At 50.8% G+C, this 9,211-nt stretch carries 11 protein-coding genes; 6 read left to right on the forward strand and 5 right to left on the reverse strand.

What is annotated here, in order from left to right; genetic code table 11:
- The coding region (locus IQ260_RS21985; protein ID WP_322745017.1) for a hypothetical protein at nt 1-265 on the forward strand (265 nt) is incomplete at its 5' end.
- A 309-nt stretch (nt 266-574) separates the two neighbouring features.
- On the opposite strand, the gene IQ260_RS21990 is transcribed toward IQ260_RS21985, so the two are convergent.
- From IQ260_RS21990 to IQ260_RS22000, 3 genes are all read right to left on the reverse strand, one after another.
- Nucleotides 575-1,144: a Uma2 family endonuclease gene (locus tag IQ260_RS21990; protein WP_193995232.1), complete on the reverse strand. Its 570-nt coding sequence runs from the start codon at nt 1,142-1,144 to the stop codon at nt 575-577.
- 162 nt (nt 1,145-1,306) lie between these two features.
- Nucleotides 1,307-2,398 carry a WD40 repeat domain-containing protein gene (locus IQ260_RS21995; RefSeq protein WP_193995239.1) on the reverse strand — a complete coding sequence of 364 codons (1,092 nt, stop codon included), beginning with the start codon at nt 2,396-2,398 and terminating at the stop codon, nt 1,307-1,309.
- The gene (locus tag IQ260_RS22000; protein WP_193995233.1) at nt 2,395-3,378 is read right to left on the reverse strand and encodes a CobW family GTP-binding protein; all 984 of its coding nucleotides are present in this window, start codon (nt 3,376-3,378) and stop codon (nt 2,395-2,397) included. Before IQ260_RS22000 ends, IQ260_RS21995 begins: the two co-directional genes overlap by 4 nt.
- A 387-nt stretch (nt 3,379-3,765) precedes the next feature.
- Here IQ260_RS22000 and IQ260_RS22005 point away from each other — a divergent pair, with 387 nt between their 5' ends.
- On the forward strand, nt 3,766-4,182 hold the full coding sequence (locus IQ260_RS22005; protein WP_193995234.1) for a hypothetical protein: 417 nt from the start codon (nt 3,766-3,768) through the stop codon (nt 4,180-4,182).
- Nucleotides 4,183-4,230: 48 nt separating this feature from the next.
- Here IQ260_RS22005 and IQ260_RS22010 read toward each other — a convergent pair whose 3' ends face one another.
- Nucleotides 4,231-4,491 (reverse strand): hypothetical protein, encoded by a 261-nt coding sequence (locus IQ260_RS22010; protein WP_193995235.1) that lies wholly within the window; start codon nt 4,489-4,491, stop codon nt 4,231-4,233.
- 28 nt (nt 4,492-4,519) lie between these two features.
- Complete coding sequence (locus IQ260_RS22015) at nt 4,520-5,875, reverse strand: MSMEG_0569 family flavin-dependent oxidoreductase (protein WP_322745018.1); 1,356 nt, start codon at nt 5,873-5,875, stop codon at nt 4,520-4,522.
- A gap of 270 nt (nt 5,876-6,145) precedes the next feature.
- On the opposite strand from IQ260_RS22015, the gene IQ260_RS22020 reads away from it, so the two are divergent.
- The 4 genes from IQ260_RS22020 to IQ260_RS22035 form a co-directional block, all read left to right on the forward strand.
- A complete protein-coding gene (locus IQ260_RS22020; RefSeq protein WP_193995236.1) occupies nt 6,146-6,628 on the forward strand; it encodes an MSMEG_0572/Sll0783 family nitrogen starvation response protein in 483 nt (160 codons plus the stop codon).
- Between the two features lie 174 nt (nt 6,629-6,802).
- Nucleotides 6,803-7,810, forward strand: a complete 1,008-nt coding sequence (locus IQ260_RS22025; protein ID WP_193995237.1) for a Nit6803 family nitrilase — start codon at nt 6,803-6,805, stop codon at nt 7,808-7,810.
- A gap of 50 nt (nt 7,811-7,860) precedes the next feature.
- Nucleotides 7,861-8,943 (forward strand): MSMEG_0568 family radical SAM protein, encoded by a 1,083-nt coding sequence (locus IQ260_RS22030; protein ID WP_193995238.1) that lies wholly within the window; start codon nt 7,861-7,863, stop codon nt 8,941-8,943.
- 11 nt (nt 8,944-8,954) lie between these two features.
- On the forward strand, nt 8,955-9,211 hold a 257-nt coding region (locus IQ260_RS22035; RefSeq protein ID WP_322745019.1), incomplete at its 3' end, for an MSMEG_0567/Sll0786 family nitrogen starvation N-acetyltransferase.

The raw sequence follows: 9,211 nt of genomic DNA on the forward strand, positions 1-9,211 counted from the left end.
TATCTGGAGACCAGATCCCATGTTTAGAGACACCAACCAGGGCGCAGGCGCGTCCAACGTTCCGCCTGCCAACCCATCGCTGCCCGAGTTTCAATACGAAAACGTCAACCACACGCTGTTTGGCAGCCTGATCGCCATTCGTAACACCATTGCCCTACTCCATAAGCTCAACTATGCCGAGCCCAATGACTGGAGCAAACCCTTACCCACCGGGCGACCCAATGAACTAATGGCGATTTTAACCAAACGCGTCAGGGTTGATTGAAACCGTAATGCAGCTGCAGCCCGCGCTGGGTTGAAACGCCCGCGCTAGCTGAGGGTTGTCCGCTAAAAGGGACAATTTGGTGTGGAAGCGCTGGTGCTCGGTTGTGGACCGAGCACCAGCCAACTGCTGTGAAAGCGAATCCTAAAAACACATCTCCGATAATTGTGTCCCTTTTAGTGGACACCCTTCAGTTAGCCCTAGGTTTCCAACCTTGGGCGGGCTGGCGCTTCTTCTCCAGCAGAAGAGTGCGATCGCAAAAAATAGTACAGCAACAGATTTTCCAAACAGATTAATGCGTCGTGACACATCCTACTTAATCTCCAAAACAAATCCAGGCAAAACATCTTCTCCTGAAACCGTAGCCGGAAAATTCTTCACCGCGACTGGCTGACCCGGACGATAAATCTCAACAGTTTTTCCCTGAGGATTGATCAACCATCCCAGCCCCAGCCCACTATCAAGATATTCCTGCATCTTCTCCTGCAGCGGCTTCAAACGGTCGCTTTCAGACCGCAGTTCAATCACAAAATCAGGACAGATGGGTGGAAACTTTGTCCGTTGTTCTGGAGTTAGATCGTTCCAGCGCTTTGAACTGACCCAGGCTGCATCCGGCGAGCGATCGCCTCCGTTAGGCAAGTTGAAGATTGTTGAAGAACTAAATACCTCACCCAAGCCGGTTTGACGATTCCAGAACACCAAATCAGCAATGTAGTTAGCTTCTTTTCGTCCACTTTCGCCACCAACTGGGGACATGATAATTAGCTTTCCTACTGAACTTCGTTCCATGGCAATATCTTTGTTCGCCAGACAGAGTCTGTAGAACTGCTCATGGGTTAGCCTATGGACTAACGGTTCTAAGTTGAGGTTGATGGCAGTCATCGTAGCCGACCTATTCTTACCGTTCCATTCTAGTCGGTCGTAAGTGTTCCCTGAGCGTAAGTGTTCCCTGAGCGGAGTCGAAGGGAACGCCGATCGTGCAAGGTTGGCTTCGACTCCGCTCAGCCAACGTTGTTCGTGGGACGGTTTCATTTGAACATACGCTTATTGAAAGCCCTGACCCTGAGTCTTTGGCTGCCAAATAAGAATCTCTCCCTGATTGCCGCCAGCCGCTAAGTAGTCACCTTGAGGATGCCAGGCAACTGCCGAGAAACCCGCAGCCACACCTTTTAGAGTCTGTTGCAAACTCTTGGCATTTTTCCAGAGGCACAGATGACCATCCTGGGCCGCCGAGGCCAGCAGGCGAGCGGTGGGATGAAATGCGATCGCAACCACCGTACCGTCATGCTGAGTCAATACCTGGTTCTCCCAACCCTGCCCCTGGCGTTGCCAAACCGTTATCCCCTCCAGACAGGCTGCTGCTACCAGCGATGGCCGATCGGCTACGGGCATGGCCCAGTCCACCTGGCGCACCTTGCCCGGAAAGCCCTGCATCAGCCACGGCGGCGGATGTCCCCACGACACTACCGTCAGCGTCCGGTCCAAATTACCAGAAGCTAAATAGCGACCATCTGAGGACCAGGCCACAAAAATACTCGCACCGGGCACCTCAATAAACTCAGGCTTAGCCTGCCAGTCATCGCTGGACCAAACCTTGATACCGCTGTGGCCGCTGGCCGCTAGCAGCGTACCCTCAGGGTGCCAAGCCAGTCCCAGTACTGAGGATTTCTTAAAGTCCAGCTGGGTAAGCGATTGCCCCTGAGCTACATCCCATAGTTGCACCTGGCTACCTATTCCAAAGGCTAGCCAGGGCTGATGCGGATGCCAAGCCAGCCGATCAACCCAAATGGAGGGATGCTGCAGAACCGTAGGTGGCTGATCCAGCGCCTGAACAGCCCAGACAAATACATCTCCCTGCTGTCCCGCCGCCGCCAAGTAGGCTCCATCAGCCGAGAAGCCCAGACAGTTAATGGCTCCATCGGCCTGAGCCGACAGCAGAGGTACTAATTCGCTATCTGCTGACCAAAAGACAACCTCTCCGCTAGAGGAACTCACCGCCAGTCCGGTCCCATCCGGTGACCAGGCTAGGGCCGTCACATAGTCCTGCAGTGCCCCCTGCCAGGTAACCTTAAAGGTGTTTGAGCGGGAGCGGGATTTGGATTTTTTGTTCAGATTTTTTTGCGATCGCGCCGTCATACCAAACAAGCCCGAAAGCCTTCTCTCAGCTCAGCTTCGTTTAGATTACGACCAATAAACACCAGCTCACTCTTGCGAGTTTCCGTCGGCTTCCAGGGTCGCTCGGTCTTGCCATCAAAGATCATATGCACCCCCTGAAAGACAAACCGGTTATCCTCTCCCTGGATATTGAGAATCCCCTTCATTCGAAAAATATCCGGTCCCTTAGTCTGCAATAAATCCGACATCCAGGTGTTGAGTTTTTCCTTGTCTAACTCCCCATTCTCCACAAAGGCCAGAGAGAAAACCGACTCATCATGTTCGTGAGCATCTTCACTCAAAAACTCAGGATCCACCTCTAGCGCCCGGTCCAGATCAAAGGCCCGCACCCCTAAAATAGAGTCCATTTCTAGCTCAGAGTTTTGAGTCCGATAGATCTTCACCAGGGCATTCATGTCCCGGATTTTGCCCTCTAGGGCATCTAGATCCTCCGGTGTGACCAAGTCCACTTTGTTGAGCAAAATCACATCGGCAAAGGCGATTTGCTCCTGGGCTTCATCACTGTCCCAATGCTGGTGAATATGTTTGGCATCCACCACCGTTACCACCGCATCCAACAACAGCTGCGACTGGATATCCTCATCCACAAAAAAGGTCTGAATCACGGGAGCCGGATCTGCCAGACCAGTGGTCTCAATCACCAGATGGTCAAACTTATCTCGCCGCCGCATCAGGTTACCAATAATGCGAATCAAATCGCCCCGCACGGTGCAGCAAATACAGCCGTTATTCATCTCAAAGATTTCTTCATCAGCATCAATCACCAGCTGATTGTCAATCCCCACCTCGCCAAACTCATTGACGATTACAGCTACTTTCTTGCCATGCTCATGGGTAAGAATATTGTTAAGTAATGTGGTCTTACCAGCCCCCAAATATCCCGTTAGCACCGTAACAGGAACGGTTTTTACCACTTCAGTGGGTGCGGTTGCAGTGACCATAGGGCGCTCAGTCCTCAAATACTTTGCTTAACGATTATGGACGATTATGGGAAGCGGCTTAGCCTAGAAATGTTTATAGCAAACAAAACAATTTATCTATCTGTAAACTTTGTAATGTTTTAGGCCGATCATCGCTGACTGCATCCTGAAGTCAGACTGTACGCTTGCATAAAAGCAAGCAGTGGCGACTCTACTGTCACCTTAAATTAATTTTCATAAACAAAAACCATTGATAGTTTTACGTGTTGCATAAATAGTCGCTTGCTACACATAGCCGACATTATTCTGAAAAATAAGCTCTGAGAGTTTCTCTGGTGGTCAAATCTTTGAAGAGCTTGACTACTCGACTTCAAGCTTCATCTACTCTGTCTTAAGGAAGTTAATGAAATGGCTAACAAAAAAGGAGTTAAATCTCTTACAAGATGGTTAGTACCGTTCGTTTTGAGCTTTATTATCCTGACAGGTCTAATATCAACATCAGCCTTTGCCCAAACATCTCAGTTCAACCAACTGTGTCGTCAAGTTAATTCAAAGACACAACCTGGACCCATCGCTTACTATGCGCCAGGAGGTTTACCTATCAGAGCGTCTGCCGGTAGCCCTGATGGTCCAGCTGCGAGTGCCCCTGTTTATCTCACCCGTTCTCCCGCAGAACTGAGTGCAGATGGAAAATTTGTCAGGGTTTGGTTTGACAGTCTTGACCCTAATTTCAAGCTGGGTTGGCTAGCTATGAAATTAAGAGACGGTGATGACATGCTGAAAATGGGTAGCAGCCGTTGGCGGACTATGGAATGTGTTGAATAGCTGGGGCTTTGTTGTTACTCCTCTGGTTCTAAAGGGACTTTACGCAACTTATTCGTTCTCCGCTCTCAAAGCCTGCACTACATCAGCCTGACTAATCTCTGCCGCAGGCTGATGTAGTTTATAGGTTTTAGGTGGCTGGGTCATGACGGAAATGACTGTTTCCAGCGGTGGGCAGCCGGGTTCTGTACAGGTTAGCTGACTAATGGACACAGGAATAGTCTCCTCTAGGGCCAGAGTCTGGTATACCCAAGACTTAATCTGTTGCAGCTGGGCGGGCGAGAGCTTGTTGGACGTATCAAATAAACCCATGGGCAAAACGATAGTAGGTGGCAGCAGGCTATGACCCCAATGCTACTTCATTTACGTTGCGGCCTAGCTGACGGGGCAATACCCGATGCTTTAGAGCAATACAGTCAGCTAAATAGTTAGCATCGCGGGCAATGCCTGAAAATCTGGCTGAGCCCCAGGTATATAACCAGGGCAGTCCTAAAAAGTATAGCCCTCGGGATGTCGTCACCCCCCGTTCATGGCCAGGGTAGCCCTTACCATCAAAAACAGGAATATCGATCCAGCTAAAGTCGGTGTGATACCCCGTGGACCAGATCACGGTGGAAATATTAGCGGTTTCTATATCCAAGGATAAGGGACCGCTTTGGGGCTGCCATACCGACTGGTAAGGGGGCTCTACTGGTGCATCTAGCTGATTTTTCTCAATGTAGGCATCGATGGTGTGTTTAATACTCTCGGCTACCGCGTCGGCCTGATCAAGATTGCGCCCCAGGTCATCTGTAAACTCCAGATGCTGCCTGTCAATAAACTTGAGTTTGCCATAGAGATGCATCCCCTCCAGGGCAAAACGGCGTAAGTCGATCTCGCGGCCACCGTCGCGGCCGGTGACATAGTGATTTGTCTTAGTGCGGACAGATTCTTTCTGGGGATGATCATCAATGGACATATCGTAGTAGCCCATCTGATCGAGCCAGTCCACCACGTCTTTTCCTCGGTAGGCGCGGGGCGCGCGCGGGGCACCGCCAACACATAGATGAACCTGTTTCCCGGCCAAGTGCAAATCTTCCGCTATTTGGCAGCCTGATTGACCTGTGCCGACAACTAAAACACCGCCCTCTGGCAAAGACTCGGGATTCTTATACTCCGATGAATGGAGTTGGGTGAGATTCAGGGGTAGCCGTTCCGCCATTCTAGGAATTTTTGGGGTGTGATACCCGCCTGTGGCTACCACCACCTGGTCAGCAACGTAGTGACCGATGGAGGTATCAATTTCAAATACGTTTTCAGGCTTGTATATTTTTGAAACCGTCACCCCCTCTTTGATCAGAGGCTTTATAAAGGCGGCATAGTCCTCAATGTACCGCACGATTTCATCCCGCTGCATAAAGCCATCTGGGGCATGACCGGAGTAAGGATAGCCGGGTAGCATACACTGCCAGTTGGGTGTTACTAAACAGAATGAATCCCATCGCTTGGAACGCCAGGAGTGGGCAATTTTATTCTTTTCAAAAACGATGTGATCAATACCTCGCTGCTTCAGGCAGTAGCTAATTGACAGTCCGGCTTGACCACCCCCAATAATGGCAACGGGAAAGTGAGAATTTGTGAGCACCTGCATGGTGTGGATACCTGATAACAGCACAGTCCAACCATAGAAATCAGATTTGGAATAGCCTGTAGCCACGGCTACCAAACCCTAAGATCTCGGCTTATGGGCAGGCCATGGCTTGGAACAGCTATGCAAAGTATCCAGAAATTTTGCATCCATCCCTATAAACCTGTACTTTTAAACAGTGTGATGCTCTTTTAAATTATCTCTCGCGACTTTATTAAATCATTTTGACCATTTTGGCTGTCTCATTTGTCAGGCTTTCTGACTTTGTAGCAACAGATACCGGTAGAGGTTCTGAGACCTTTTAAGCTGCTGACAAATTCGCATGTGAGAGTGACTCTAATGCCTGAAGTAACCGCCCCCGCTCATAAGACCGGTGACTTTTTTGTCAACTACGAGGAAAAAGTATTCCCGGATGTTCAAGCGGAGCCTGGAGAGAAAGCGCTGGTGACGTTCCACACAGTTGCTTTTGAAGGCTCCATTGGTTTGGTTAATTTATTGCAGGCTACCCGCCTGATTCGCAAAGGGTTTGAGACGTCGGTGTTGCTCTACGGTCCTGGGGTAACCCTAGGTGTACAGCGCGGATTTCCTAAGCTAGGCGATGAGGCATTTCCTGGCCATATGGCGATGAACAATCAGCTGGTCAAGCTGATGGAAGAAGGCGGTAAGGTCTATGCCTGTCGGTTTGCGCTGCAGGCTCTCTACGGCCACGGTGAGCCTTCTTTAATTCCTGGGATTACACCGATTAATCCGTTAGATGTGCTGGATATTGTCTTGCTACATCGCAAAGACGGCGCGTTTATACTCGATACCTGGACTATGTAAATCACGTTGTCCGTTAGGTTCTATTCCTCGAAACTAGCGTTCCTGTCCGTCACATCTTTCCTTCTAACAGCTGCTGGTGAATTATTTTAATAACGCCGTTATAGTTCACCAGCAGATTTTCTTGTCAGAATGAAAGTCTTGTCCCGTAACCCATCCCCTAACCCATAAGTCACTATGGACTTCTCTCGCACCGTGAGAGCAGCCGCTGTACAAATTTCTCCTGTACTGTACAGCCGCTCAGGCACTGTGGAAAAAGTGTTAAAAGCCATTGACGATGCGGCCCAAGAGGGCGCAGAATTGGTTGTTTTTCCAGAAACCTTTGTTCCCTACTATCCTTATTTTTCGTTTGTGCTGCCGCCGGTACTCATGGGTAAAGAGCATATGCGGCTTTACGAGGAAGCCGTGGAAGTGCCGGGACCGGTGACCGAGGCGGTAAGTCGGGCTGCTAGCAGCCATCAGATGGTGGTGGTTCTGGGGGTGAATGAACGCGATCAAGGGTCTCTCTATAATACTCAGCTAATTTTTGATGCCGATGGCACCTGTTTGCTTAAGCGGCGCAAGATCACTCCTACGTACCATGAACGTATGGTTTGGGGACAAGGAGATGGCTCTGGCCTGCAGGTGTGCGATACGGCGGTGGGTCGAGTGGGTGCCCTGGCCTGCTGGGAGCATTATAATCCCCTGGCTCGATATAGTCTGATGGCTAACCATGAACAGATTCACTGTGCTCAGTTTCCGGGTTCCATGGTAGGGGAGATTTTTGCGGATCAAACTGAGGTGACCCTGCGGCACCATGCGCTGGAGTCGGGTTGTTTTGTCGTGAATGCGACGGGCTGGCTGACGGCGGAACAGGTGAGCGAGATTGCCCCCAATGAAGGGTTGGAAAAGGTCTTACGGGGTGGGTGCTATACGACCATTATTAGTCCCGAAGGGGTGCCCCTGTGTGAGCCGATTCGGGAAGGGGAGGGGATTGCGATCGCAGATCTAGACTTCTCTCTTATCACCAAGCGCAAACGCATGATGGACTCGGTGGGCCACTACGCCCGTCCCGATCTGCTGCAGCTGAGTGTGAACAAGTCCGCCTATGCCGTCGTATCTCCAGAAACAGCTACGACTGCTGAGACTCTCCCACCCGCTACGCCAGAGCCCTTGACTGCTCCCACAGAGTCCACACCAGAGTAAAGCACCAACCGCCCAGTATATTTTAGATATTCCTTTTAATTTGCCAGACCATGAACCCACAGCAGGTGATTACCGAGCTTCAAACCAAGGGCCTCAACCTGGTTACCGATACCGTTGGTGCCTCAGGTCGTAAAGGAGGAGCCGGACCATCGGACCACAAAGCAGTCACCATTGGTGAAACAACATTTATGGTCCCGGTGTACACCGATGGTGCGGCCCAGTCTCCCTACAGCGTAGATTCTAAGTCCGGTCAGTCTGTGCTGACCAAAGACAACCAGATAATCACCGCGCTCGATTTTCCAGAGCAGCCTAAGTTTTACAACCTCACTACTGCTGACGGCATTCCCTACTGGAAAATTGCCCTACTCCACAGCCGCAATGTCCTAGCTACCACGGTGCTGCAAACCTGCATTCGCTATGAAAATCGCAAAACCGCCTGTCAGTTTTGCGCCATTGGCGAATCCCTAGCCGCCGACCGCACCATCGCCCAGAAGACACCGCAACAGCTAGCCGAAGTGGCCGCAGCGGCTGTGCGTCTAGACGGGGTGGAAAACATGATCATGACCACAGGGACACCCAACACCACCGACCGAGGAGCGGCTTACCTGACAGACTGTGCCCAGGCGATTCAGGCTCGAGTGGATCTGCCCATCCAGGCCCAGTGTGAGCCCCCCAATGACTTTGTTTGGTTTGAGCGTATGCGCTCAGCGGGCATCGACAGTTTAGGCATGCACCTGGAAGCGGCGGATTCTGAGGTGCGATCGCGGATTATGCCCGGTAAAGCCAGGGTGCCACTTTCCTATTACTTTAAGGCGTTTGAATCGGCTACAAATGTCTTTGGTCGCGGTCAGGTCAGCACCTATTTGTTGGCCGGTCTAGGCGATAGCAAAGAGACATTATTAGATATCAGCGAGCGGTTGATTAACATCGGTGTTTATCCCTTTGTTGTGCCCTTTGTGCCCATCAGCGGTACTCCATTGGCCCACCATCAGCCCCCCAGCAGTGAGTTTATGTATGACCTGTATCAGGGTATTGGCCAACTGCTAAAACGGGCAAATTTGTTGTCCAGTGAGATGAAGGCGGGCTGTGCTAAGTGCGGAGCCTGTTCGGCGCTGTCTTTGTTTGAGAATTAGTATCCAAGACTATGAAAAAACGTACCTATAGTTTTCAGCTGGCTCTTTCTAAATCTGAGATTGCTGATTATTTTGACCTCAGGCAACAGATTTTCTGTGAAGAACAGGGACTTTTCCAAGGGGATGACCGTGATTCCATCGATCATAGGTCTTACCCGATTGTGGCTATTGCTCACACTCTTGATCAGCCTGATCAGGTGGTCGGGGTGGTGCGCATCTATGAGGAGATGTCTCGGCTCTGGTACGGTGGGCGTTTGGGGGTGCATCC

The organism is Leptolyngbya cf. ectocarpi LEGE 11479 (assembly GCF_015207065.1).
Classification (GTDB): domain Bacteria; phylum Cyanobacteriota; class Cyanobacteriia; order Phormidesmidales; family Phormidesmidaceae; genus Leptothoe; species Leptothoe ectocarpi.

Bases quoted from the DNA above. Each gene is read 5' to 3' on its own strand.
- IQ260_RS21990 (WP_193995232.1), bottom strand. From the start codon at position 1,144: ATGACTGCCATCAACCTCAACTTAGAACCGTTAGTCCATAGGCTAACC.
- IQ260_RS21995 (WP_193995239.1), bottom strand. From the start codon at position 2,398: ATGACGGCGCGATCGCAAAAAAATCTGAACAAAAAATCCAAATCCCGC.
- IQ260_RS22000 (WP_193995233.1), bottom strand. From the start codon at position 3,378: ATGGTCACTGCAACCGCACCCACTGAAGTGGTAAAAACCGTTCCTGTT.
- IQ260_RS22005 (WP_193995234.1), top strand. From the start codon at position 3,766: ATGGCTAACAAAAAAGGAGTTAAATCTCTTACAAGATGGTTAGTACCG.
- IQ260_RS22010 (WP_193995235.1), bottom strand. From the start codon at position 4,491: ATGGGTTTATTTGATACGTCCAACAAGCTCTCGCCCGCCCAGCTGCAA.
- IQ260_RS22020 (WP_193995236.1), top strand. From the start codon at position 6,146: ATGCCTGAAGTAACCGCCCCCGCTCATAAGACCGGTGACTTTTTTGTC.
- IQ260_RS22025 (WP_193995237.1), top strand. From the start codon at position 6,803: ATGGACTTCTCTCGCACCGTGAGAGCAGCCGCTGTACAAATTTCTCCT.
- IQ260_RS22030 (WP_193995238.1), top strand. From the start codon at position 7,861: ATGAACCCACAGCAGGTGATTACCGAGCTTCAAACCAAGGGCCTCAAC.